This is a genomic window from Nocardia africana NBRC 100379, from assembly GCF_001612635.1.
Classification (GTDB): Bacteria; Actinomycetota; Actinomycetes; order Mycobacteriales; family Mycobacteriaceae; genus Nocardia; species Nocardia africana.
Genome location: NZ_BDAV01000024.1, coordinates 1 through 24522, shown reverse-complemented (window position 1 = coordinate 24522; position 24522 = coordinate 1). Strand labels below are relative to the sequence as shown.

General features: G+C 68.4%; 22 protein-coding genes. 11 read left to right on the top strand and 11 right to left on the bottom strand.

Going from position 1 to position 24522, the window contains the following annotated elements; all coding sequences use genetic code 11:
• Positions 1–18: 18 nt before the first annotated feature.
• The 9 genes from NA3_RS32335 to NA3_RS32295 all read right to left on the bottom strand — a co-directional run bounded on the left by NA3_RS32335 (position 19) and on the right by NA3_RS32295 (position 11208).
• The gene (locus tag NA3_RS32335) at positions 19–534 is read right to left on the bottom strand and encodes a Na+/H+ antiporter subunit E (protein ID WP_062968219.1); all 516 of its coding nucleotides are present in this window, start codon (positions 532–534) and stop codon (positions 19–21) included.
• Entirely contained in the window at positions 531–2147 is a 1617-nt protein-coding gene (locus tag NA3_RS32330; protein ID WP_062968218.1) for a Na+/H+ antiporter subunit D, read from the bottom strand. The genes NA3_RS32335 and NA3_RS32330 overlap by 4 nt, the downstream gene beginning before the upstream one ends.
• Complete coding sequence (locus NA3_RS32325) at positions 2144–2527, bottom strand: Na(+)/H(+) antiporter subunit C (RefSeq protein WP_062968216.1); 384 nt, start codon at positions 2525–2527, stop codon at positions 2144–2146. The genes NA3_RS32330 and NA3_RS32325 overlap by 4 nt, the downstream gene beginning before the upstream one ends.
• Positions 2524–5364 (bottom strand): Na+/H+ antiporter subunit A, encoded by a 2841-nt coding sequence (locus tag NA3_RS32320; RefSeq protein WP_084492054.1) that lies wholly within the window; start codon positions 5362–5364, stop codon positions 2524–2526. The genes NA3_RS32325 and NA3_RS32320 overlap by 4 nt, the downstream gene beginning before the upstream one ends.
• A gap of 119 nt (positions 5365–5483) precedes the next feature.
• Positions 5484–6794, bottom strand: a complete 1311-nt coding sequence (locus NA3_RS32315) for a hypothetical protein (protein WP_128145609.1) — start codon at positions 6792–6794, stop codon at positions 5484–5486.
• Positions 6795–6875: 81 nt separating this feature from the next.
• On the bottom strand, positions 6876–9083 hold the full coding sequence (locus tag NA3_RS32310) for an AAA family ATPase (protein ID WP_227995585.1): 2208 nt from the start codon (positions 9081–9083) through the stop codon (positions 6876–6878).
• 101 nt (positions 9084–9184) lie between these two features.
• Positions 9185–10093: a CDP-alcohol phosphatidyltransferase family protein gene (locus tag NA3_RS32305; RefSeq protein WP_062968212.1), complete on the bottom strand. Its 909-nt coding sequence runs from the start codon at positions 10091–10093 to the stop codon at positions 9185–9187.
• Positions 10090–10809, bottom strand: coding sequence for a phosphatidylserine decarboxylase (locus NA3_RS32300; RefSeq protein WP_062968210.1), 720 nt, complete (start codon positions 10807–10809; stop codon positions 10090–10092). Before NA3_RS32300 ends, NA3_RS32305 begins: the two co-directional genes overlap by 4 nt.
• A 126-nt stretch (positions 10810–10935) precedes the next feature.
• Entirely contained in the window at positions 10936–11208 is a 273-nt protein-coding gene (locus tag NA3_RS32295; protein WP_062968208.1) for a GlsB/YeaQ/YmgE family stress response membrane protein, read from the bottom strand.
• A gap of 286 nt (positions 11209–11494) precedes the next feature.
• Here NA3_RS32295 and NA3_RS32290 point away from each other — a divergent pair, with 286 nt between their 5' ends.
• Positions 11495–12523 (top strand): beta-ketoacyl-ACP synthase III, encoded by a 1029-nt coding sequence (locus tag NA3_RS32290; RefSeq protein WP_062968207.1) that lies wholly within the window; start codon positions 11495–11497, stop codon positions 12521–12523.
• 22 nt (positions 12524–12545) lie between these two features.
• Here NA3_RS32290 and NA3_RS32285 read toward each other — a convergent pair whose 3' ends face one another.
• Positions 12546–13235: an SIMPL domain-containing protein gene (locus NA3_RS32285; protein WP_062968205.1), complete on the bottom strand. Its 690-nt coding sequence runs from the start codon at positions 13233–13235 to the stop codon at positions 12546–12548.
• 51 nt (positions 13236–13286) lie between these two features.
• Positions 13287–13736 (bottom strand): SRPBCC family protein, encoded by a 450-nt coding sequence (locus tag NA3_RS32280; protein WP_062968203.1) that lies wholly within the window; start codon positions 13734–13736, stop codon positions 13287–13289.
• Between the two features lie 247 nt (positions 13737–13983).
• Between NA3_RS32280 and NA3_RS37290 the strand changes: the two genes are divergently transcribed.
• From NA3_RS37290 to NA3_RS32235, 10 genes are all read left to right on the top strand, one after another.
• Positions 13984–14184 (top strand): hypothetical protein, encoded by a 201-nt coding sequence (locus NA3_RS37290; RefSeq protein WP_128145608.1) that lies wholly within the window; start codon positions 13984–13986, stop codon positions 14182–14184.
• 64 nt (positions 14185–14248) lie between these two features.
• The gene (locus tag NA3_RS32275; RefSeq protein ID WP_062968201.1) at positions 14249–15922 is read left to right on the top strand and encodes an NAD(P)/FAD-dependent oxidoreductase; all 1674 of its coding nucleotides are present in this window, start codon (positions 14249–14251) and stop codon (positions 15920–15922) included.
• A gap of 9 nt (positions 15923–15931) precedes the next feature.
• Complete coding sequence (locus NA3_RS32270; protein ID WP_062968199.1) at positions 15932–17425, top strand: ATP-binding protein; 1494 nt, start codon at positions 15932–15934, stop codon at positions 17423–17425.
• Positions 17426–17571: 146 nt separating this feature from the next.
• Positions 17572–17997 (top strand): hypothetical protein, encoded by a 426-nt coding sequence (locus NA3_RS32265; RefSeq protein ID WP_062968197.1) that lies wholly within the window; start codon positions 17572–17574, stop codon positions 17995–17997.
• 119 nt (positions 17998–18116) lie between these two features.
• Positions 18117–19025 (top strand): RNA polymerase sigma-70 factor, encoded by a 909-nt coding sequence (locus tag NA3_RS32260; RefSeq protein ID WP_062968195.1) that lies wholly within the window; start codon positions 18117–18119, stop codon positions 19023–19025.
• Between the two features lie 79 nt (positions 19026–19104).
• A complete protein-coding gene (locus tag NA3_RS32255) occupies positions 19105–20199 on the top strand; it encodes an NAD(P)/FAD-dependent oxidoreductase (protein ID WP_062968287.1) in 1095 nt (364 codons plus the stop codon).
• A 54-nt stretch (positions 20200–20253) separates the two neighbouring features.
• A complete protein-coding gene (locus NA3_RS32250; protein ID WP_062968193.1) occupies positions 20254–20985 on the top strand; it encodes a Clp protease N-terminal domain-containing protein in 732 nt (243 codons plus the stop codon).
• Between the two features lie 216 nt (positions 20986–21201).
• The gene (locus NA3_RS32245) at positions 21202–21495 is read left to right on the top strand and encodes a hypothetical protein (RefSeq protein WP_030516558.1); all 294 of its coding nucleotides are present in this window, start codon (positions 21202–21204) and stop codon (positions 21493–21495) included.
• A 272-nt stretch (positions 21496–21767) separates the two neighbouring features.
• Positions 21768–23393 carry a chaperonin GroEL gene (gene groL / locus NA3_RS32240; protein ID WP_036506233.1) on the top strand — a complete coding sequence of 542 codons (1626 nt, stop codon included), beginning with the start codon at positions 21768–21770 and terminating at the stop codon, positions 23391–23393.
• Positions 23394–23667: 274 nt separating this feature from the next.
• The gene (locus NA3_RS32235) at positions 23668–24105 is read left to right on the top strand and encodes a DUF4189 domain-containing protein (protein WP_084492053.1); all 438 of its coding nucleotides are present in this window, start codon (positions 23668–23670) and stop codon (positions 24103–24105) included.
• The last annotated feature ends 417 nt before the right edge of the window (positions 24106–24522 follow it).

The following is a 24522-nucleotide window of genomic DNA, read 5'->3' as shown; positions in this document are numbered from 1 at the left end:
CCGCTGCGCAATGGTCGCTCACGCTGCCTCCTGTGGTCTGCCTTCGAAGGCCCTGATCAGCAGGCCTTCCAACCGGCGGGTGATGTAGTAGAACTTCTCGACCGCGTCGTCGCTGCCGACATCGAGGACGTGCACCCACGCGACCCCGGCCACCCGGTCCAGTTCGAGCACCATGGTGCCGGGGATCAGATTGAGCACATCGGCGCACAGCACCAGCACCAGATCCGAGTCGATCGCGAGCCGCACCCGCAGCACGCCCGACACCGGCGCACCGGCGGGTCGCACCGCGAACCACGCGATCTGAAAACTGGATTCGATCGCGTAGTAGGCGGTGAGCACGACCAATTCGATCAGCGGCAGCACCCGTAGCCCGCCGTTCACCGGAACCCGCGGCAGCGGCAGCAGCACCATGATCAGAATGCCGACCACCAGCCCGGCGAGCAGATTGGCCACGCTGGCATTACCCCACAGCGCGGTGTAGACGACGGCCAGCCAGATCAGCACGCCGATGCGAACCAGTCGTTCCCGCGTCATCGGTTCCCTCCCGACTGCCACGTCTCCGGCGGGCCGAGCACGGTGTCCAGATATCGGTGCGGATCGTTGAGATCTTCGGCCGCGCGCTGACAGATGCCCAGGATCGGCCCGGCGAACACCGTGAGTGCGAGCGCGACCACGATCAACGCCGCTGTCGGAGCCACCATCAGCCGGGGCATGCGGCCGGGGTCGACGCGGTCGTCGAACAGCACATCGGTGGATTCGTCGATCAGCGCCGAGGGGGCGGCATCGGCCAGTTCACCCTCCGGGGCCTGGACGCGCGGGCGCCAGAACGCTTTACTCCACACCCGCGCCATGACGTACAGCGTGAGCAGGCTGGTCGTCACCGCGCCGGCGATCAGCATCCAGGCCAGCACGCTCCCGTCGGCGGCACCCGCCTGCAACAGCCGCACCTTGCCGATATATCCGGAAAAGGGCGGAATACCACCGAGATTGAGCGCCGGGATGCCGAACAGCAGGGCCAGCGCCGGACTCGCCGCCAGCAATCCGCCCAACCGGCTCAGCGACGCCGATCCGGCCTGCCGCTCGATCAGGCCCACCACCAGGAACAGCGTGGTCTGGACCAGAATGTGGTGCACCACATAGAAGACCGTGCCGGTGGTGCCGCCGACGGAGTTCAGCCCCACCCCGAACATCAGATAACCGATATGGCTGACCAGGGTGAACGACAGCAGACGTTTGATGTCGCTCTGCGCGATCGCGCCCAGGATGCCGATCACCATGGTGAGCAGACCGCACACCAGCAGCACGTTGTCGAAGGTGCCAGCCGGCAGCAGCAGGGCATGCACCCGGATGATGGCGTAGACACCGACTTTCGTCAGCAAACCCGCGAAGACCGCCGTCACGGGTGCGGGCGCGGTCGGATACGAATCCGGCAGCCAGTTCGACAGCGGGAACACCGCGGCCTTGATGCCGAACGCCACCAGCAGCACCGCGCAGATCGCGCTGCGCACACCCAGCGGCACCGTGCCCATTCGCACCGACATATCGGCCAGATTCAGGGTGCCCGTCGCCGCGTACGCCAGTGCGATGCCGGTGAGGAAGATCAGCGACGACACCATCGACACCATCACATACGACACCCCGGCCCGGACCCGGTCGGCGCTCGCGCCCAGCGTCAGCAGGACGAAGGACGCGGCCAGCAGCACCTCGAACCCGACGAACAGATTGAACAGGTCACCGGCCAGGAAGGCGAGCGAAACACCCGCGCTCAGAATCAGATACGTCGGCTGGAAGATCGAGGTGGGCTGGCGTTCGGTGCCGTCGCTGATACCCTGCCCGACCGCGAAGACCAACACCGCGAGCAGCACGATCGACGACACCAGCAGCATGCCCGCCGAGAGTCGGTCGACCACCAGCGTGATACCGATCGGCGTCTCCCAGCGGCCGACCTGCACCGCACCCATGCCGTCACGGTCGGCCAGATACAGCAGCACCCCGGAGATCGCGACCACCACCGTCAGCGCCGCGACCGAAATCGCCTGCTGTACGCGTGCTTTGCGACCCACGATCAGGGTCGCGGCCGCGGTGAGCAGCGGAATCAGCACCGGCAGCGGGCAGAGGGCGGGGAGCAGACCGGGGGACAGGCTCATCGTTCGGGATCCTCGCCCCCGCGTTGCGCGGCGACCTTCACGTCCTCGGGGTCGTCCTCGACCTGTTCCGTGGTGGTCAGCGCGAAGGCCCGATAGGCCAGGGCGAGAACGAATGCCGCCAAACCCATGGTGATGACGATCGAGGTGAGAATCATCGCCTGCGCGAGCGGATCGGCCGGATCGTGATGTCGCCGGTCCGACTCGCCGAGTATCGGCGGCCGTCCGTCCGGGCCGCTCATGGTGAGGATCAGCAGGTTCACCGCATTGCCGAACAGGATCAGCCCCAGCAGCATCTTCGACACCGCGCGTTCGAGCACCAGGTACACCCCGCAGGCGACCATGATCCCGATCAGGGCCAGCATGGTGATGTTCGCGCTCATCGCATCCCTCCCTTCGTCGAAGACGTTGTGCCGTCCAGGAATTCGATATCGAGGCGAGCGCCGAGACTGCGCAGCACGTCCAGGACCAGACCCACCACGATCAGGTACACGCCCAGGTCGAACAGCATCGCCGTGACGAATTTGACGTGCCCGAGCACCGGCAGGGTGACCTCGACGATGGCCGAGGACAGCGGCGGCGCGCCCAGCAGCAGCGATCCGGTCGCGGTGCCCGCCGACAGCACCAGCCCGGCGCCCAGCACATGTCCCGCGTCGACCGGCAGCGCCTCGGCCAGTTCGTAGCGGCCACCGGCCAGATAGCGCAGGACCAGGGCCAATCCGGCGGTGAGACCGCCGGCGAAGCCGCCGCCCGGCGCGTTGTGCCCGGCGAAGAAGAAATACGCCGACAGCACCATGATGGTGGGGAACAGCATCCGGGTGGTCATCGCCATCACCATCGACCGGTGCCGCGGGGCGACCAGTGGACTGGCCCGCAACCAGTAGGCCCGATCCGGATCGGGGGTGTAGCCGGGGGCGTCGGAGACACGCGGCAGGGTGCCGAACCGGCGGCTGCGGAACATCAGCGAGGCGACGCCGGTCGCCGCGACCACCAGCACCGAGATCTCACCGAGGGTGTCCCACGCCCGGATGTCGACGAGCAGGACGTTCACCGCGTTCTTCCCGCCGCCGAAACTGTATGCGGCGGGCGGGATTCGATGCCAGATCGGTTCCGTGCTGCGGGCCGCGGTGGCGAAGGCCGCCACGATCACCACCGCCGCGCCGACCGCCGCGGACAGCACGGCGCGGCGTACCTTCAGGGCGGCGGTGCGGCTGGGTTCGATCTCGGCGGAGAACTTGCGCAGCACCAGCACGAAGATCACCAAAGTCAGTGTCTCGACCAGGAATTGGGTGAGCGCGAGATCCGGCGCGCCGTGCAGGGCGAAGATCACACCGCAGCCGTAGCCGGTGACCCCGACGAGCAGCACGCTGGCGAGCCGGTTGCGCATGATGGTGGCGCCCAGCGCCATCGCGGCCATCACCACCGCGATCACCAGCTGTAGTGAGGAATCCCACGCCCGCACCGAGATGCGCGAACGCGCGCCGATGAACAGCAGGACCAACGGAAGTGCCACGACCGTAATCAGGATCAGGCCCTGATTCAGCGGCAGCGAACCGCGCTGGGTGGCACCGGTCATCCGCAGGGACAGTTGATCCATCCTGCGCAGCACGGCGTCGTAGACCCGGTCGGCATTGCCGAGACGCGGATTCACCGATTCGCCGATCCGGTCGCGGATCTCGAACAGCACCAGACCGCAGGCGATGGCGATCAGGGTGAGGGTGAGCGGGGTGCCCCAGCCGTGCCACAGCGCCAGATGCGTCTCCAGCGGTCCCAGTGTGCGGGCGTACGGCGAGAGCAGCCGGTCCATCCAGGGCGAGGCGAGACCGGCGGCCAGCGAGGCCACGGCCAGTACGGCCGGCGGCGCGACGAACAGCGCACTCGGGCGATGCCAGGACCGCTCCGGCTCGGGCACGCCCTCGGCGGCGCGTTTCGTACCGAACGCTCCCCAGACCATGCGCGCGCTGTAGCCGACGGTGAACATCGACCCGAGCACGATGCCGATCGTGACGGCGATCCGAACCGCTGCGCTCAGATTGCCCGCGTCGAGTTCGGCGGCGAAAGCACTTTCCTTGCCGACGAATCCGAACAACGGTGGAATCGCGGCCATGCTCAGCGCGGCGACCGCCGCGACCGCGCACAGGACCGGCGCGCGGCGCCCGATGCCGGAGAGCCGGCGCAGATCGCGGGTGCCGGCACTGTGGTCGATGATGCCGACCACCATGAACAGGCATCCCTTGAACAGCGCGTGCGCGACCAGCAACGCCGCACCGGCCAGCGCCGCCTCCGGGGTTCCGGTGCCGACCAGGACCAGCAGGAATCCGAGCTGACTCACCGTGCCGAAGGCGAGCACCAGTTTGAGGTCGTAGACCTGCAGTGATCGGAGTCCGGCCAGCAGCATCGACAGGATGCCGAGGGTCAGCACGATCGGATGCCACACCGGGGCCTCGGACAGGCCCGGGGCAAGACGCGCCACCAGGTAGATACCGGCCTTCACCATCGCGGCGGCGTGCAGATAGGCGCTCACCGGGGTGGGCGCGATCATCGCGCCGGGCAGCCAGAAGTGCAGGGGCACGATCGCCGATTTGCTCAACGCGCCGATCAGGATCAGCACGACCGCGACATTGGCCGACCAGTCGTGCGGATCGGCCCGGGCCACCACATCCGACAGCAGGTAGCTGCCGCAGCGCTGGGCGAGCAGCACCAGGCCGACCAGCATCGCCAACCCGCCCGCGGCCGTGACCAGCAGCGCCTGCAGCGCCGCGCGGCGGCCGGTGCTCTGTTCCGCGTGATGGCCCACCAGCAGGAACGACAGCACCGTGGTGAGCTCCCAGAAGGTGAACAGCACCAGCATGTTGTCGCTGACCACCAGCCCGAACATGGCCCCGGCGAAGGCCACCAGATATCCGGCGAAGATGCCCAGGCGGGCTCGGTCGTCGTCGTCGAAATATTCGGCGCAGTAAACCAGGACCAGGGCCCCCACGCCGAGGACCAGCACCGACATGATGGAGGCGAGGCTGTCCAGCCGCAGATCCCAATTCATGTGGATCTCCGGCGCCCAGGCGATCCGGACCTCGGTGTCGCTGTTCCAGTTCGCGATCACCCACACCAGTCCCGCCAGTGGTGCCAGCGCGATCGGGTAGAATCCGCGCCTTCCCCATACGCGCACAGCGGGCGGTGCGAGCAGGGCGGCCGAAGCATGGGCTAGCAGGATGGCGAGCAAACGTCACTCCGTCGGTCGGCGGCGGGGTGGTGGCGCCCCGATCCTACTGCTGACTCCGGGCTTCAGTGGTCACGGCCGGATCCGGCGCGGCCCGGAGCGAGACCTTCCAGAGGCGATGGCTATATATCGGCTACCGATTCGGTGGTGGTCGGCTTGCGCCAATAGCGCACGGCGAGCAGGCCCGCCGTGCAGCCCACTGTGATCCCCAATGCGGTCCAATAGGGCGCCGCCGAACTCATCGCCGGGGCCGGGCACAGGTACCACTGGCCGGGGTCGGAGACGCACTGTGGCCGGTCGAGGTGATCGCGCAGGGCGGTTACCACCGAGGGCACGAACACGATCGCCATACCGAGCACCCGAGTCGGGTTGTAGCGCGGTGCGGCACTGCCGAAACAGTAACCGGCCACCGCCGCCAGCAGCCCGCTCAGCATCGCGGTCTGCAGGCCGCCGGCGATCCGGTGCCCGGTGACCAGCGCACAGTACAACGCCATCCCCGCCAACGCCGCGGCGGCGAGCATCGGCATCGGGCGCCGGAATCCTGCGACCAGCCCGAGGGCGATCAACAACACCAGGGGTGCGACCGACCACCACGGCAGCCGGGCCGGTAGCAGCGCTCCGCCCACCGCCGACAATGCGACCGCGAGCAAGATCAATACACCGTCGCGCCGCGGCAGCAGAAAAGCCGCCACTACGGCCGCGGTCAGCGCCAAGGACGCGGCGAAGACGATATTCCCGGTACTGGCGGAGTGCCGAGCAAGCCATTCCGCACTGAACACCCGACTGATCACGAAGACCAGGCCCGCGACGATCGGCGCCATGGGCAATTCGACCGAGCGGCGTTCCACGGTGTCCTGGTGGCGATTGACAACCATGCCGACGATCACGAGGACGAGTGTGATCATGATCAGCCACAGCGGCGGCAGCGTGGTGGTCGACCAGCCCGGCGCGCTCATCGTTCCGCGCCGCACGGTGCCCGTGGAGGTCGAACCGACCTGGCCGAAGACCACCGCCGCGAGCCCGCCCAGGGTCCAGCCGAACACCTGCAACCAGCCGCGCAGCACCGCGACCGCGATCCCGCCCAGCAGAATCCCGCCCGCCAGCGCCTCCAGATAATTCAGTGTGGCCGGCGCGATGCTCTGGTCGCCGCTCTCGGCGAGCAGATGCGCCAGGAGCATGGTCACCACTCCGCACAGCGCCGTGCCCCAGGCGACCAGCGCATGGTTGACGGTGGTGGCGAAGACCGCGACGATCAGCGCCACGATGGCGCCCACGGCGATGGCCCGCGGTTGACTGGCGGCGAGCATATCCAGTTGCAGCACCGAGGTCTGCGAGGCCCAGCGGAAGCCTTTGGGCAACAGCAACGACAGCCCGGCGACCAGGGTGGCCAAGGCCGCCGTGATCATCTCCAGAACCGCGTGGCGCATGCGCACCAGCCGAAAATACCTGCGAACCGGGTGGAACCGGGGCAGACCTGCCGGATCGGGCGCGCCGGTCGGAGGTGCGCCGAGGGATCAGAGGGTCGCGCGCTTGTCGGCGTAGCGCCGCAGCGCGTCGACCTGATCGGCGTCGAGGGAGGGCCGCACACTGCCGCGGGCCGTCGCCAGATCCGCGGCGCCGATCGCGGCGGCATCCACATCGCGGCGCATCGCTGCCATCGCGGCCTCGCGCAGCAGTGCCGCACAGTCGGCCGCCGAATAGCCGTCCAGATCGGCGGCCAGTGCGGCGAGGTCCACGTCGTCGCTCAGCGGCACGGAACGGCTTGCGGTGCGCAGGATTTCGGCGCGGGCCGCGGCGTCCGGCGGCGGGACGAAGACCAGCCGCTCCAGCCGGCCGGGACGCAGCAGCGCCGGGTCGATCAACTCGGGCCGGTTGGTGGCGCCGACCACCACCACATCGCGCAGCGGCTCCACCCCGTCCAGTTCGGTGAGCAGGGCCGCGACCACACGGTCGCCGACGCCGGAGTCGGTGCTCTGGCCGCGCCGCGGGGCGAGGGCGTCGATCTCGTCGAGGAAGATCAGCGAGGGGGCGGAATCGCGCGCTCGCTGGAACAGTTCGCGGACCGCGCGCTCGGAGGAGCCGACCCATTTGTCCATCAGTTCGGCGCCCTTGACCGTGTGCACGCTGAGCTGCCCACTTCCGGCGAGCGCGCGCACCAGGAAGGTCTTACCGCAGCCCGGCGGCCCGTACAGCAGTACTCCCCGCGGCGGGTCGATACCCAGGCGCGCGAACGAATCCGGATGCCGCAGTGGCCACAGCACCGCCTCGGTGAGCGCCTGTTTCGTGTCGGTCATATCGCCGACGTCCTCGAGGCTCAGGCTGCCGATCGCGAGTTCCTCCGTCCCCGAACGCGAGAGCGGCCGGATCACCTCCAGCGCGCCGACCAGATCCGCCTGGGTCAACATCGGATCGGCGTGATCGCGGCTGGCCCGCGAGGCCGCCCGCAACGCCGCCTCCCGGCACAGCGCCGCCAGATCCGAGACCACGAACCCCGGTGTGCGAGAGGCGATCTCGTCGAGGTCGAGGTCTGCGGTGGGCACCTTGCGCAGCAGTTGTTGCAGCAGTTCGACGCGGACCGCGGCGGTCGGCAGCGTCAACGCCACTTCGCGATCGCAGAGATCCGGTGCGCGCAGCCGGCTGTCGACGGCGGTGGGATGCGACGTGGTGGCCAGGAAGGCCACTCCGGCAGTGGCCACCGCGGCTCGCAGCTGATCGAGAATGAGCGTCGCCACCGGCTCCGGCTGCTCCGGAAGCAGGGCGTCGATATCGGTGATCAGCAGGACTCCACCCGCGCCGGAACAGATTTCCGAGACCGCGAGCCCTACCTCGCGTAGCCGGGTGCCGCTCTCGGACGCGCCGACGGTCGGTCCGTCCAGTTCCACGATGCGCCGCGGTGTGGACACCGCGCGCGCCAGTGTGGCCTTGCCCGCGCCGGCGGGCCCGGTGATGAGCACGCCCAGATGCGGCGGGGCGCCGAGGGTCCGCAGGAGTTCCGGTTCGTCGAGCGCCAGGCTCAGCCATTCCGACAGTTTCGCCGCCGGCGCGCGCACCCCGGCCAGATCCGCCACCGGAACGGCCGAGGGACGCTCCCGCACCAGCATCCGGCTGCCGGGACGATTCGGCTCCAGCAGGCCCCGGGGATCGTGCGAGGCGTCCGCCGCCGGGGCCGCGGCGCCCCACACCACCGCGCTGTTGGGCTGCACGCTGACCGGGCCGCCGGTGGGATCGGTACTGGTCACGGTCAGCAGTTCGGAGGTCCACGCGATCGCGAAGGTGCGCGAGAGCGCTTGTGTCGCGGCGGCCGAGCTGGTGCCCGGCCCCAGATCGCGGGGCAGCAGCGACACCGCGTCACCCACGGTGACGACCTTGCCGAGCAGCGCCTGCCGCAGCGTGGATTCCGCGATCGCGCCCATCGCCGCGACCGAGCCGGTCACCGAGATGTGCCGGGCCCCGTACACCGTCACCGGGGCCACGACGACCGCGCCGTCCTCACGCACCCCGGCATTGGACAGCGTCACATCGTCGAGCAGGGCGATTCCGGCGGGTGTATCGGCGGGCGCCCGGCCGACCACCGCGGCCGTGCGCCGGGAGCCGATCACGCTGATCCCGTCCCACTCCCGTAATCCGAGGGCCGCGAGCGCTTCGGAATGCAAGCGGACCACACCCCGGCGCGCATCGGCAGCCGAGCGGTTGAGTCGGGCGGTCAGCGACAATTCAGGCACGTCTGCCATTGTGCCCGCGGCCGACAGCGGCCGCGTGTGCCCGCGGCGCGGCATCGGCCGGGTGCCCGCGGTCGGCAGCCGTGCGGATCGAAATCCTCGGCTCAGCGCCCGCCCGGCCGGCGCAGCCGCAGCCGCGCCGACGATTCGCGAATGCCCGGGGGCCGCCGCAGCCGCAGCCGCGCGCCCTCGCCGATCGGCGGCATCCGCCGGGCCGCACGCCGCTGCGCGCGGCGTTCGGCCGGTTTGTGATGCCAGGTCTCCGGCCGTGCCGCCACCCAGCGCTGCGAGCGCCACGCGAACGGGATGTGCACCAGGTACAGCCCGATCAGCACCATCAGCAGGATCAGCGGATAGGTGACCAGTGCCGCCGCGGCCAGCGCGACCAGCACCAGCAGCAGGGCCGCCGCCTGCGGCGCCACCGACACCGATTTCATCGCCAGCGTCGGGATCGTGCTCACGGCGAGCAGCGCCGCGAAGACGGTCCACGTCGCCACCACCGGGAAGTTGTTCCACCACCCCTCGCCGAACTGGCTGTGCAGTGCGATCGGCAGCAGCGCGATCAACGCCGCCGCCGGCGCCGGGACGCCGGTGAAGTACTCGCGCTCCCAGTCGGGCCGGGTGTCGTCGTCCATGATCGTGTTGAACCGCGCCAGCCGCAGCACGATGCTCACCGCGTAGATCAGCGCGATGATCCAGCCCGCGCTGTCCTGGCGCAGGAAGGTCACGTACAGCACCAGGGCCGGTGCGACGCCGAAGGAGATGGCGTCGGCCAGCGAATCCAGTTCGGCGCCGATCTTGGTGGTGGCCGACAGCATCCGGGCCAGCCGGCCGTCGAGGGTGTCGAGGACGGCGGCGGCGCCGATCATCGCCAGGGCGATGTCGAGCGCGCCGTCGAGTGCGAATTTCACCGCCGACAGTCCGGCACACAGCGCCAGGATCGTCACGATGCTCGGGAGCAGGCGGATCGTGCGGCGGCGGCGACCCGGTTCGGTCACGGTGTTCTCGATCATGGCACCAGTTCGGCCAGCACCGTTTCCGCGCCGATCGTGCGCTGTCCGGGCTCGACCAGCAGCCGGGTACCGACCGGGAAGTAGGTGTCCACCCGCGACCCGAACCGGATCAGACCGTAGGTTTCGCCGATGCTCAGCGCGTCGCCGACCTTGGCCTCGCAGACGATGCGCCGCGCCAGCAGCCCGGCGATCTGCACGACCGTCACCAGCTGACCGGAGGCGGTCTCGAGCACCATGCTGTTGCGCTCGTTGACCGAACTGGCCTCCGGCAGGTCCGCCGAGCGGAATTGGCCGCGCTGGTAGGCGATGGTTCGCACGGTGCCCGAGACCGGAGTGCGCTGCACGTGCACGTCGAGCACCGACAGGAAGATGCTCACCCGGGGCAGCGGGGTGTCGCCGAGGTTCAACTCGGCCGGCGGCACCGCGGTGTCGACGAGGGCGATCTCACCGTCGGCCGGGGCGACGACGATATTCGCCCGATTCGGCGGCACCCGGTGCGGATGCCGGAAGAAGGCGGCCGAGGCCGCGGCCGCGGTCAGCCCGGTGCGGCGCAGCCAGCGCCGGCGTCGCCCGCCGAGGACCGCCACCGCCAGCGGCGCGGCCACGAAGGGCAGGCCGGCGGGATGCAGCGGCGGAATCGCTGCTTTGACCAGGTCGGCGACATGACCGAGCCCGGTACGTTCGGGCGTACCGGGCGGGGTGGGGCGGCGGGCCACGGACTCCTCTTTCGTGCGCGGATGACATTCGGTCCGCAGAGCTTCCGCCGACCGCGCTCACACCTTACGGGACACCGCATCACCGTGGCATGGTCCCGATCGGCCGCACCCGCCGCCGGGTGCCGATCAGTGCGCGGCTCTGCGCCCCGTGACCAGTCGCACCAGCCACAGCAGGATCACCGCTCCACCCAGGCAGGTGAGGAAGCTGAAGAAGAATCCGCCGCTGTGTACGTCGACGCCGAACAGCCGCAGGATGAAACCGCCGATCAGGCCGCCGACCACACCCACGACGATATTGAGCAGGATGCCCTGCTGGGCGTCGGTGCCCATGATCTTGCTGGCGATCCAGCCCGCCAGGCCGCCGATGATGATCCAGCCGATGATTCCGAGACCGAGCATGGTGTCCTCCAGGGAAACTCGTCGGAAACTGCCGTATCCGCCTCGCCACGGTTCGGTATCGGAACCCGTCTGCGAGCCGGTTCTAGACGAATCGATTGTGACAATACCCACCCTGGGGATTAGCATTCCTACTAATATGAGGGGGCCTCATGTCTACGCGCACGTAGCACTCACAGCGCGTCGGCTCCCGAGGCTCGATGTAGGAACGTTCGATACGCGGGTGGCGCCCGGACCGGGACCAGTTTCCGGTTCTCCGGCCCGCCGGCAGGTACATAGGAGATGCGCGATGGCTGCTCGACTCGCCCAAGTCACCGGGGTGGAGCACACGGCGATGCTCGGGCTCGGTGTGTACCGCCCCGCCCGGGTCGTGACCAATGAGGAAGTCGCCGGACCGATCGATTCCAGCGACGAATGGATTCGCACCCGCTCGGGCATCCGGACCCGGCGGTTCGCCTCCGAATCCGAAACCATCATCGGCATGAGCGCCGCCGCGGCGCGCGATGCCATCGCGGCCGCGGGAATCACCGCCGAGCAGGTCGACTGCGTCATCGTCGCGACCTCGACCTGGCTGCTGCTCACTCCGGCGGCCGCTCCGCAGATCGCCACCGAGCTGGGGATGAACAATCCCGCCGCGTTCGACATCTCCGCCGGGTGCGCGGGCTTCTGCCACGCGCTGGGCCTCGCCTCGGATCTGGTCAAGGGTGGGACCGCGGGCCACGTGCTGGTGATCGGCGTCGAGCGGCTCACGGACACCTTCAACCCCGCCGACCGCGGCACCGCCTTCCTGTTCGCCGACGGCGCGGGTGCCGTGATCGTCGGCCCGTCCGACGAGCCCGGCATCGGCCCCACCGTCTGGGGTTCCGACGGCGAACAGCATCGCGCCATCCGCCAGGACAAGGACTGGATGGAGTTCTTCCGCGAGATCGACGAGAAGGGCACCGACGCGGTTCGCCCGTACCTGGCGATGGAGGGCACCGCGGTCTTCCGCTGGGCCGCGCATTCGCTGAAGAAGGTCTGCCTGGACGCGATCGAGCGCGCCGGCCTGACCCCCGGCGATATCGATGCGATGGTTCCGCACCAGGCCAATGGCCGCATCATCGAGATCATGGCGCGCGAGCTGAAGCTGTCGGCCAATTGCGCGCTGGCCAACGACATCGAGGAGACCGGCAACACCTCGGCCGCCTCGGTTCCGCTGGCCATGGAGGCCATGCTGCGGTCGGGTGAGAGCAAGCCGGGTGCGGCGGCGTTGCTGGTCGCCTTCGGCGCGGGCCTGTCCTACGCCGCGCAGGTGGCGAAACTGCCCAACTGGCAGTAGGCGTCCGGCGGGCGGGCGCGCGTCAGCCCATGATCCAGGTGACTGTCACCGTGAAGGTCACCGTCTGCTGACCGGGTTCCAACGGTACGTCCGGACCGGCGAATTGGGTCTTGGCCTGCGGCGGTGTCGATTCCCCGCTGCTGGTCTCGTTGATGGTCTTGACGTCCTTCAACTTCAGGCCCGACAGCACCGCGTACTGGTCGGCGCGCGCCTTGGCATCGGCGAAGGCGCCGGCCCGGGCGTCGGCCAGCAGTTTCGAATTGTCGTCGAGCGCGAACGAGACGCCGCGGATGCGGGTGTCGTTCCCGCCGGCCTGCACCGCCGACGCCAGGACGGCCGAGGCCTTGGGCAGATCGCGGACCACGACGTGCACGGTGTTGGTCGCGGTGTAGCCGGTGACGGTGTGGTCGGGACCGTACTGCGGCTGCACCGACACATCGGTCGTGCGGATGTCCTCGCGTTTCGCGCCCGCGTTCACCATCGCGTCGGTGATCGCCTTCGCCTTGCCGTTCGCGTTCGCGATGGCGGCGGACACATCGGGCGCGGTGACTTCGACACCCACGTCGGCGTTCAGGGTGTCCGGCGCTCCGCGCACCTGACCGGTGCCGACCACCGTCACCTCGCGTGAGATCCCCGAATCCGAACTGCCACAACCGCTCAGCAGCACGGCGGTGCCCGCGAACACCGCCAGACCGCCCGTCATCCGTCGCATACCGGGCAAATTACGCGGTCCAACCCGCCCGCGCGCGAAGGGCGCGCCGGATCAGCGCTCGGCCGCGACCTTGATCTTGCCGAGGGTTTCGTTCATCCCCGCGACCAGATCGGCCTCGAACTGCTGCTCGCCGCCGAGGAACGCCTCGATCATCAGCCGCACCGGTTTGCGCACCCCGTTCGGAATGTCGCGGCGCTCGGTCACCCGGGTGCCGGTCGGCGTGGGTTCGAGCGTGTAGCTCCACACCGTGCCGTTCTCGTTCATCCGGAATGCGAAGGCCCGATTGGGCTCGTAACGCACGATGCGCGCGGTGGTCGGGTAGTACTTGCGGCCGACCTTGTTGAGATGCACGGTCCACGTGCCGGCGCGCGGCGTGCCCAGCGGAATCATCTTCAGCGTGGTGGGGCTGAATTCCGGCATCCGCCCGAGATCGGAGACGACCGCCCACACCTTGTCCGGCGCGGCGGAGATGTCGATGGTGGCTTCCAGGGTGTTCGGCAACGCTGCCTCCGAGATCGTGACGGGCGTGGTTATGACGGTCGGTAACGGTAATCCTAAACGCGGCAACCGGACGCGCGACCCTGTGAGGGAGACCGCTTTTCCGTTGAAGATCAACTAGGTCACATTCTGATGTGATCCGTTTCGCCGGCTGTAATAACCGACGCACAATGGCGGATAGGCAACTACGGCAGGCAACGAAGCAACCGACCGGAGCACACGCTTCTACGTCCCTGTGAGGTGATCGGCCGTGAACATTCGAACCATCCTCCATCGTCGGCAGGCGGATTCTGTTCCGTTACTTCCCGATTCGGAAGCCGGGCCGTCGGTGGCCGCCCCCTTTCGCAATCACGGCCGGCGATCGCGCCGTAACCTGGCCGAGCGGGAGGAAAGGCTCGAACGACTGCTGACGCCGAGCGAACTCGATCTCGTCGAGCACCGCCTGGTGTGACCGATGTGGTGCCCGTAGCGAACATCCTCGGCAACCCGTCCGCCGGGCGCTCATACTTTTCGATGTGACTTCACCAGCTGCCGTCAAACCGGTAATTCTCAGTGTCGACGACGACCCCGGCGTGTCCCGTGCCGTGGTGCGCGACCTGCGGCGGCGATACGGAGCCGACTATCGCATCATGCGCGCGGAATCGGGTGCCTCGGCACTCGACGTCCTGCGTGAACTCAAACTGCGCGGCCAGCCGGTCGCCGTCCTGATCGCCGATTACCGAATGCCGGGTATGGACGGCATCCAATTTCTGGAGAACGCGATCGATCTGCACCCCTATGCGCGCCGGGTGCTGCTGACCGCGTATGCCGACACCAACGCCGCCATCGACGCGATCAATGTCGTCGATCTCGACCACTATCTGCTCAAACCCTGGGATCCGCCGGAGGAGAAGCTGTATCCGGTGGTCGACGCGCTGCTGGAATCGTGGCGCGGGGACGACCGCCGCCCGGTGCACGAGACGAAGGTGATCGGCCACCGCTGGTCGGCTCGCAGTTCCGAGGTGCGGGAATTCCTGGCTCGCAATCAGCTGCCGTACCGGTGGTACCTCGCCGACGATCCCGAGGGGCAACGCCTGCTCGAGGCCGCCGGCGCCGATGCCGAGCAGTGTCCCGTGGTGATCGATTCCAGCGGCAATGTGCTGCTGTCCCCGTCGGACAGCGAACTCGCCGGCTGCGTCGGCCTGAGCACCGATCCGAGTGGAGAGTTCTACGACCTGATCGTGGTCGGCGGCGGCCCCGCCGGACTCGGTGCGGCCGTATACGGCGCCTCCGAGGGGCTGCGCACGGTTCTGGTCGAGCGGACCGCCACCGGCGGACAGGCCGGGCAGAGTTCCCGGATCGAGAATTATCTCGGGTTCCCCGACGGGCTTTCGGGCGCCCAGCTGGCCGATCGGGCGCGGCGCCAGGCGGTGAAATTCGGCGCCGAGCTGATCACGGCCCGCGAGGTGGTCGGCTTGGAGGCGTGCGGTTCCGCGCGGCGGGTGCTCTTCTCCGACGGCTCCTGCGTCAGCGCCCACTCCGTGCTCATCGCCACCGGCGTCAACTACCGCCACCACCCCGCGCCGGGCGTGGACGATTTCACCGGTCGCGGCGTCTACTACGGGTCCGCGATGACCGAGGCGGCCGACTGCGCCGAACGCGAGGTCTACATCGTCGGTGGGGCGAATTCGGCCGGGCAGGCCGCGGTCTTCCTGTCCCGGCACGCCTGCACGGTGCACATCCTGGTGCGCGGCAGTTCGCTGGACCAGTCGATGTCGCACTACCTGATCCAGCAGATCGAGGCCGTGCCGAATATCAAGGTGCACACCAACACCGAGGTGGTGGCCGCCGACGGCAGCGATCACCTGGAACGAATCGTGTTGCGCAACAACGCGACCGGCGCCGAGGACAAGGTCGACGCCGAACGGCTGTTCCTGTTCATCGGCGCGGCGCCCGAAACGGAGTGGCTGGACGGACTCGTCGTCCGCGACGAATTCGGTTATGTGCTGGCCGGACCGGACCTGATGGTCGACGGGTCCCGGCCGGCGGGCTGGGAACTGCCCCGCCCGCCCCATCATCTCGAAACCAGCATCCCGGGCGTCTTCGTCGCCGGCGATGTGCGCTCCGAATCGGCGAAGCGGGTCGCGTCCGCGGTCGGTGAGGGTGCGATGGCGGTCATGCTGGTCCACCGATACCTCGCGAAACAATAGGAGGCGCACGTGAGCGACAGCGGCGAAAACCGTACCGTCACCGGCTCCCGGACTCTGTGCGATCCCGCGGAATTGCGCACCCTGTTCCTGTTCGAGAAGCTCGACGACGAGCAACTCGCCTGGCTCTGCCGCGAGGGGCGGGTCGAATACTTCGAGCCGGGCCCGGTCTACCGCGAGGGCGAACCCGCGACCTGCTTCTACGTCCTGATGGACGGTGAGGTCGTGCTCTCGAAGCTGTCGGCCGGCGAGGATCTCGAACTCGTCCGCACCGACCACCGCGGCTCGTACGCGGGCGCGTGGACGGCGTATATGGGTGAGCGGGCCGACCGCAACTACACCGGCTCGCTGACGGTGACGAAACCGTCGAAATTCTTCGTCCTGGACGCGGAAACCTTCGCGCGGATGATGCAGGAATGGTTCCCCATGGCCCTGCATCTGCTGGAGGGCGTGTTCTTCGGCAACCGCAATACCAACGAGATCATCGGCCGGCGGGAACGACTGCTGGCGCTGGGTTCGCTGTCGGCCGGTCTCACCCACGAGCTGAACAATCCGGCGGCGGCAGCGGTGCGGGCCACCTCCTCGCTGCGGGATCGGGTCGCCGGTATGCGGCACAAGCTGAAGATGATGGCGCACGGCAAGTTCGACTCCGCCGCGCTCGAGGCACTCGTGCAGCTCCAGGAGGAGGCCGCCACCCAGGTGGCCAAGGCCCCCACCCTCACCGCGATGGAGGCCGCCGACCGCGAGGACGAACTCGGCGACTGGCTGGCCGATCACGGCATCGCCAACGGATGGGATCTGGCCCCGAATTTCGTCCAGGCCGGCTTCGACATCGACTGGCTGGAGAAGGTCGCGGGCACGCTCGAACACTGTGACGACGGAGTGTTCGAGGGTGCGATCCGCTGGCTGAACTACACCGTCGAAACCGAATTGCTGATGAACGAGATCACCGATTCGACCGGGCGCATCTCCTCGCTCGTCCATGCGGCCAAACAGTATTCGCAGATGGACCGCGCTCCGTTCCAGGTGGTCGACATCCACGAACTGCTCGACAGCACGCTGGTGATGCTGGCCCGCAAGATCGGTGACGATATCTCCGTGGTCAAGGAGTACGACCGCGCGCTGCCCGAGGTTCCTTGCTACGCAGCGGAATTGAATCAGGTGTGGACGAATCTGATCGACAACGCGGTGGCGGCGATGAACGGGTCCGGTACGCTGACGGTTCGTACCTATCGGGAAAACGACTGTGCCGCAGTGGAAATCGGTGATACCGGTCCGGGCGTGCCGGAGGAATTGCGGGATCGGATCTTCGAGCCCTTCTTCACCACGAAACCGGTCGGTGAGGGCACCGGACTCGGCCTCGACATCTCGTTCCGCATCGTGGTGAACAAACACGGCGGTGATATCCGGGTCGAGTCCACCCCGGGCGACACCCGATTCGTCGTGCGATTGCCGCTGGAGGCGGCCTCCGCGCGGGGATCGGCCGCCGCTGCGACCGAAACGTAAAGGGTCGCAATCTCATCCGGTTTCCACCGCGAGGCCGGGGTTTTCAAGGGCCGATGTGGCCGGTACGCTGCGAGCCGCGCCGGAGGCATCCGGCGCGCGCCGGAGGAGATTCGGCGTTGCCGGACCACTCGGGGGTTACGCACGAGATGAAACGACTGACCGTGACGGCCGTCGCGCTGGGCGCACTGACGATCGGCCTCACAGGCTGCGGTGGCGACGACCATTCGTCCACCGATGCCAACGGCCTGCGCCGAAACGGCTCGGCCGTGGCGACCTCGGCCGGGGTCCCCGCGTCGTCCACCGCCCCGGCGACGCCCACCGAGACGCCCGCCCCCACCGCGCATCCGGAGAACTCCGGACTGGGCCCGGCCTCACAGACCACCTGCGACGAGTTCCGCAAGCTCGATATCGAGGGTGAAAAGTCGCTGATGGACCGCATTTTGGCGGAGAACCCCGGCTCGAAGTTCGACGGCAGCCCGAATGTGGCGCTGGGGACGGCGAAACTGGTGTGCCTGTCCAAGAGTGAGGCCGGCAAGCCCGTCGCGGTCGCCATCGGGATAGTCACGCAATAGCACCCGGGCCCGGCTGTGCCGGGCTTTTCAGCCGTCCATACGAGATCGGCACGTGCTGTGCCGCAGCCGGCGAGTAATCTCGCCCTCGATCACCGGGCCGGCACTGGAGGGCGGAGCGGATGGACGACACGGGTCTGGCCGAATTCCAACGCCATCGTTCCCGCCTGTTCGCGATCGCCTATCGCATGCTCGGCTCGGCGAGCGAGGCCGAGGACGCCGTCCAGGAGACCTATCTGCGCTGGGAGGCCACCGAGCGCGCCGAGATCCGGTCCCCGGAGGCCTGGCTGACCACGGTCGTGGTGAATCTGTGCCGCAGCTGGCTGGAGTCGGCGCGCACCCGTCGCGAAACCTATGTCGGCCCCTGGCTGCCGGAACCGGTGCCGACCGGCGGTGGTGAACTCGGTCCGATGGAATCCGCGGAACAACGCGAACTCGTCTCGCTGGCGATGCTGACGCTGCTGGAACGGTTGTCACCCGCTGAACGCGCCGTTTTCGTCATGCGCGAGGCCTTCGGGTACACCCACCGCGAGATCGCCGGCATGCTCGAGTTGACGGAGGCGAATTCGCAGCAGCTCTACCGCCGTGCCCGCATGCACGTCCGCAGCGAACACACCCGGTTCGACGCCGAACCCGCCCGAGCCCGGGAACTGTTCCAGCGCTTCCTGGTGGCCGCCCGGGCCGGCGATGTCGCGGCCCTGGAGCAGATGTTCACCGCCGATATCGTGTCGGTCGCCGACGGTGGCGGCAAGATGAGCGCGGCCCGCCGGCCCGTGGTCGGAGCGGCCCGGGTGGCGCGCTATCTGGCCGGTCTGTTCCACCGCGAGGTCGACAATCTCGAACTGAGCATCGAGGAAGTCAACGGTGCACCGGCCGCCGTGGCCCGGGTCGACGGCGCCCCGCTGTTGATCGGTGCGGCCGATGTGGTCGACGAGCGGATCTCGGCGATCCGGATCCTGGTGAATCCCGACAAACTCGCATACTTCGGCCGCTTCCCGGCCCCGGTGGACGCCGACCGCCTGGTTTGGTGACGCGGAACACAATCGTTGGTTGTCAGGGATCGGCAAGCTGTCCGGTCTGAAGGGTGTCGGCCTCGAGAAGGAGTCACCCATGAGTGCACATCACACCGCATCCCACCGAATCCTCGTGCTGGGCGCCGGCTACGCCGGCCTGGCCGCGGCGGGCAGGCTCTGCAAGTCCCGCGGCGCGCAGATCACGGTCGTGGACAGCCGGGCGGAAATGGTCGAGCGAGTGCGGCTGCATCAGCTCGCCGCCGGGCAGACGATCGCGCGCCGGGATCTGCGGACAATGCTGGAACGCAAGGGCGCCCACTTCGTCCGCGGCTGGGTCACCGCGATAGATACCGCGGCACAGGAGGTTTCGCTGTCCGACGGTTCGGTGCTGGGGTACGACACGCTGGTGTACACCCTCGGCAGCGCCGCGGATACCGACAGCGTCGCGGGCGTCCGGGATCACGCTCATCCGGTCGCGACACCGGAGGACATCGCCGCGCTGCCGCCGCTGCACGGCCGCGTCGCGGTGGTCGGCGGCGGTGCGACCGGCATCGAGACCGCGGCCGAACTCGCCGAATCGCATCCGGAACTGTCGGTGGCGCTGGTGAGTTCCGAGCAGCCGGGCTACTGGCTCTCCGACCGCGCACAGCGGCATATCGCCGCCACCCTGGAGCGGCTCGGTGTCGAGGTGCACGCCGGCGCCAAGGTCGTGGAGGTCGCGGCGGACGGCGTACGGCTCGCCGGCGGTGGCCGCGTCGATGCCGAAACAGTCTTGTGGACAACGGGTTTCACCACCAGCGACCTGGCCGCCCGGGCCGGGCTGGCGGTCGATGCGCGCGGTCGTGTCCTGGTGGATGCCACGTTGCGCACCTCCGACCCGCATGTCTATGCCGCCGGCGATTGCGCCGCGATCACCGGGCCGGACGGCCGCGAATTGCGGATGGCCTGTGCGACCGCGTTGCCGACCGGATCCCACGCCGCGCGTTCGGCGCTCGCGCGGATGCGCGGTGCGGAACCGGACGATCTGCGTTTCCGCTACGTCCTGCAGTGCATCAGCCTCGGGCGTCGCGACGGGGTGGTGCAATTCGTCCGCGCCGACGACGCCCCGACGCCGCGGGCGCTGACCGGCCGCCCGGCAGCGGTGGTGAAGGAGATGATCGTGCGCGGTGCGGCGATGCAGGCGCGTCCATGACCTGACGTCAACCATTGGTTGACTGCTTGCGGTGAGTCAACCTAGTGTTGACGTATGACGGAACGTATCCGCCTCGACGATCTGATCGAGGGCATCAAACGCGCCCGCCCCGACGACGTCCTGGAGCAACTCTCCGACGCCGTCGTGGTCGCCGGGCATATGAGCGAGGTGGCCGATCATCTGATCGGCCACTTCGTCGACCAGGCTCGCCGCTCGGGCGCCTCCTGGACCGATATCGGCCAGAGCATGGGCGTCTCCAAACAAGCCGCGCAGAAGCGTTTCGTGCCGAAACCGGGTGATCCCGCGATGGATCCGAATGCCGGGTTCGCGCGCTTCACGCCCCGGGCACGCAATGTGGTGATGGCGTCCATGGAGGAGGCCAGGCGCGCGGGCAACGCGGAAATCCAGCCCGAACATCTGGTGCTCGGACTGCTCAGCGAGCCGGGCGCGCTGGCAGCGCACGCCATCGTCGCCACGGGAGTCTCGCTGGAGGCGGTGCGCCGGGTGGCGACGGCGGCGCTGCCGGCGGCGGTGGACGAGGTCCCCGCCCTCATCCCGTATACCGCGAGCGCCCGCAAGACGCTGGAGCTGACCTTCCGCGAGGCACTTCGGCTCGGCCACAACTACATCGGCACCGAGCACCTGCTGCTCGCGCTGCTCGAGCAGGAGGACGGACGTGGCGTGCTGTCGGGGCTCGGTTTGACCAAGGCGGATATCGAACGCGATCTCGTCGCCCAGCTCGCCCAGTTCATGCCGCCGAATCCGCCCGCCCCGCCGATTGCCTGATCGATGCTCGCCGGCGCACGCATTCGGCACGCCGGTCGTCGTCGCGGCATCCGGCCAGGGGCGACTCGCCGGGTCGTGGCCGCTTCGTCGGCCTCCGAATCCGCCCAGGCCGTGCACCGATTTCCGGGGTGGCCACGGCATATGGGAGCACGCGCCGATACGGCTGTGCAGTTGTGGGGCTGATGAGGTGATCGGTGGTCCGGATACGATATTGCTATGGCGGATGGATCGGATTCCGACCTGATCGCGGGGGAACTACGCGCAGACCTGCTGCGCGCGCTGTCCTATGTCGAAACCGAGGACGGCCCGGACGGCAGCTACATCGTCAACGGCGATCTGCCGCCCGAGGTGGCGCCTCCGTTCATCCGGGCGATCATGCGCATCGAGGCGGAACTGCTGCTTCACGATGCCGAGCAGGTGACCGTGGAACGCGGCGAACCGCGCAGTCCGGAGGAGCGCCGCACCGACGCTTTCGTCGCCCTGGCGCTGCGGGTCACCGACGATACGTGAGCGTGTCCGGCCGATATCGCACCGTGCAGCGGATATCGCCGATTACGAACGAGGCGGCCATCGGATCCGTAACCTTGCACTCAGTACCCTCGAGTGCTAAAAAGGTCCTGGCACTCTCGACCAGTGAGTGCTAGGTCGGGCAGGTGAGACCGGGTTCCCAGACACCCTCGGTCGTCCGTCGCGGGCACCGTACCTGGCCAGCGTAATGGGGCGATCCAACCTGCGGTCGCTCTGTGTGTCAGCCCCATATACATGTGGAGGATCTCAACGCAATGGCCAAGACAATTGCGTACGACGAAGAGGCCCGTCGCGGTCTCGAGCGGGGACTGAACAGCCTCGCCGACGCGGTCAAGGTGACGCTGGGCCCCAAGGGTCGCAACGTTGTCCTGGAGAAGAAGTGGGGCGCCCCCACGATCACCAACGATGGTGTGTCCATCGCCAAGGAGATCGAGCTGGAGGACCCCTACGAGAAGATCGGCGCCGAGCTGGTCAAAGAGGTCGCCAAGAAGACCGACGATGTCGCCGGTGACGGCACCACCACCGCTACGGTGCTCGCCCAGGCGCTGGTGCGCGAGGGCCTGCGCAACGTCGCGGCCGGTGCGAACCCGCTGGGCCTGAAGCGCGGCATCGAGAAGGCCGTCGAGGCCGTCACCGCCAAGCTGCTCGACACCGCCAAGGAGGTCGAGACCAAGGAGCAGATCGCTGCCACCGCGGCCATCTCCGCCGGCGACGCGTCCATCGGTGAGCTGATCGCCGAGGCCATGGACAAGGTCGGCAAGGAAGGCGTCATCACCGTCGAGGAGAGCAACACCTTCGGCCTCCAGCTGGAGCTGACCGAGGGTATGCGCTTCGACAAGGGCTACATCTCGGGCTACTTCGTCACCGACGCCGAGCGTCAGGAAGCGGTCCTCGAGGACCCCTACATCCTGCTGGTCGGCTCCAAGGTGTCGACCGTCAAGGACCTGCTGCCGCTGCTGGAGAAGGTCATCCAGGCCGGTAAGCCGCTGCTGATCATCGCCGAGGACGTCGAGGGCGAGGCCCTGTCGACCCTGGTCGTGAACAAGATCCGCGGCACCTTCAAGTCCGTCGCCGTCAAGGCCCCGGGCTTCGGCGACCGCCGCAAGGCGCAGCTGGCCGACATCGCCATCCTCACCGGTGGCGAGGTCATCAGCGAAGAGGTCGGCCTGAACCTGGAGACCGCCACCGTCGACCTGCTGGGCACCGCCCGCAAGGTCGTGGTGACCAAGGACGAGACCACCATCGTCGACGGTGCCGGTGATGCCGACGCCATCGCGGGTCGCGTCGCCCAGATCCGCACCGAGATCGAGAACTCGGACTCGGATTACGACCGCGAGAAGCTGCAGGAGCGCCTGGCCAAGCTGGCCGGCGGTGTTGCGGTGATCAAGGCCGGCGCCGCCACCGAGGTGGAGCTCAAGGAGCGCAAGCACCGCATCGAGGACGCGGTGCGTAACGCCAAGGCCGCCGTCGAAGAGGGCATCGTCCCCGGTGGTGGTGTGGCGCTGCTGCAGGCCGGCCCGGCGCTGGACGACCTGAAGCTGACCGGTGACGAGGCCACCGGTGCGAACATCGTGAAGGTGGCGCTTGCCGCGCCGCTGAAGCAGATCGCCTTCAACGCCGGCCTCGAGCCCGGCGTGGTCGCCGAGAAGGTCGCCAACCTGCCGACCGGCCAGGGCCTGAACGCCGACTCCGGCGAGTACGAGGACCTGCTGGCCGCCGGTGTCGCCGACCCGGTCAAGGTCACCCGTTCGGCGCTGCAGAACGCCGCGTCGATCGCCGCGCTGTTCCTCACCACCGAGGCCGTCGTGGCCGACAAGCCGGAGAAGGCCGCCGCTCCCGTCGGCGACCCGACCGGTGGCATGGGCGGCATGGACTTCTGAGTTCAGCCTCCAGGCAACACCTTTCGAACCGGTAGCCGGTCCGCCTTCGGGCGGGCCGGCTACCGGCGTTTCGGCGCACGTGCCGGACATCCGGACGGCACGCGGATCGAACGCGGAGCTGCCGAACCCGCCGAGTCTGGCGACTTTCGGTCATATTTCCCCTAACTTGCCGTCCTGCAAGGGCTTTCGAAGCGCCCGGCCTGGACAACGTCAGTTGTAAAACGCATTCTTTTCGGTTGGCTTCAACCGGAAGCCTTCGATAGGGGAAAGAGACATGTTCTCAACGGGCAAGCTTGCCCTGAGTTTCGTTGCGGCTTCCGCGGCTGTGTTCGTCGTCGCCGGAACCGGTTCGGCCGCCGCGGAGCGCGGACCGGACGGCCACTACTACGGCGCGATGGCCATCTCCGCCGCGGACGACGACGGCTGGTCCATCGGGATCGCGCTCAACGCACCCGACCAGGCGACGGCCGACGCGGGCGCCATGGAGCAGTGCTCCTCGCACGGCGAGCGGGGTTGCGCGACCATCGTGCGCTTCGTCGACGGGTGTGGTGCCATCGCCCGGCGCGACGACATCCACACCGGTGGTACCGGAGCCACCCTCCAGGACGCCGAGCGCAACGCGATCGCCGCTCTCGGTCCCGGACATCCCCCGACCCTGAGCTCGGACGGTTCCGGCCCCGCGGTCGTTTCCGTCTCCCGCTGCAACGGCTGACCCGCAGCCGGAATCCCGCGTATCCCGACGCGCACGAATTGCGAACGGAAGCCGGCCCCGCACCCACGGCGGGCCGGCTTTCGGCATTTCGGGGCCGGCTTCGGCCGGCGGCCGGAATTTCTCGCCGCGCACCGATGTTGTGAATGGTGTTGCGAACGCATCCGATGTGCGTCGTTAGGCCGGATGACCAGGCGATTTGACTTCGAATGCGGTTGGCACGTAACTTATTCCAGGTCAGAGCGACACGGACACCGACCCGGAGCCGAGAGGCCCGGGACAACGAGGTCGGACGAGGAGCGCCTGACAATCACACTGGTTCGGTAAGAGGGACCCCGATTTGGTCGGGAACTTCTGGCTGAGCTAAGCTGTAAAAGTTGCCCAACCGATCGACCGGGAAGATTCCCACGAGATTGCTGG

Excerpts from the sequence above, each read along its gene's own strand:
- NA3_RS32335 (WP_062968219.1), bottom strand. The coding sequence starts at position 534 with ATGACGCGGGAACGACTGGTTCGCATCGGCGTGCTGATCTGGCTGGCC.
- NA3_RS32330 (WP_062968218.1), bottom strand. The coding sequence starts at position 2,147 with ATGAGCCTGTCCCCCGGTCTGCTCCCCGCCCTCTGCCCGCTGCCGGTG.
- NA3_RS32325 (WP_062968216.1), bottom strand. The coding sequence starts at position 2,527 with ATGAGCGCGAACATCACCATGCTGGCCCTGATCGGGATCATGGTCGCC.
- NA3_RS32305 (WP_062968212.1), bottom strand. The coding sequence starts at position 10,093 with ATGATCGAGAACACCGTGACCGAACCGGGTCGCCGCCGCCGCACGATC.
- NA3_RS32295 (WP_062968208.1), bottom strand. The coding sequence starts at position 11,208 with ATGCTCGGTCTCGGAATCATCGGCTGGATCATCATCGGCGGCCTGGCG.
- NA3_RS32290 (WP_062968207.1), top strand. The coding sequence starts at position 11,495 with ATGGCTGCTCGACTCGCCCAAGTCACCGGGGTGGAGCACACGGCGATG.
- NA3_RS32285 (WP_062968205.1), bottom strand. The coding sequence starts at position 13,235 with ATGCGACGGATGACGGGCGGTCTGGCGGTGTTCGCGGGCACCGCCGTG.
- NA3_RS32265 (WP_062968197.1), top strand. The coding sequence starts at position 17,572 with ATGAAACGACTGACCGTGACGGCCGTCGCGCTGGGCGCACTGACGATC.
- NA3_RS32260 (WP_062968195.1), top strand. The coding sequence starts at position 18,117 with ATGGACGACACGGGTCTGGCCGAATTCCAACGCCATCGTTCCCGCCTG.
- NA3_RS32255 (WP_062968287.1), top strand. The coding sequence starts at position 19,105 with ATGAGTGCACATCACACCGCATCCCACCGAATCCTCGTGCTGGGCGCC.
- NA3_RS32250 (WP_062968193.1), top strand. The coding sequence starts at position 20,254 with ATGACGGAACGTATCCGCCTCGACGATCTGATCGAGGGCATCAAACGC.
- NA3_RS32245 (WP_030516558.1), top strand. The coding sequence starts at position 21,202 with ATGGCGGATGGATCGGATTCCGACCTGATCGCGGGGGAACTACGCGCA.
- groL (WP_036506233.1), top strand. The coding sequence starts at position 21,768 with ATGGCCAAGACAATTGCGTACGACGAAGAGGCCCGTCGCGGTCTCGAG.
- NA3_RS32235 (WP_084492053.1), top strand. The coding sequence starts at position 23,668 with ATGTTCTCAACGGGCAAGCTTGCCCTGAGTTTCGTTGCGGCTTCCGCG.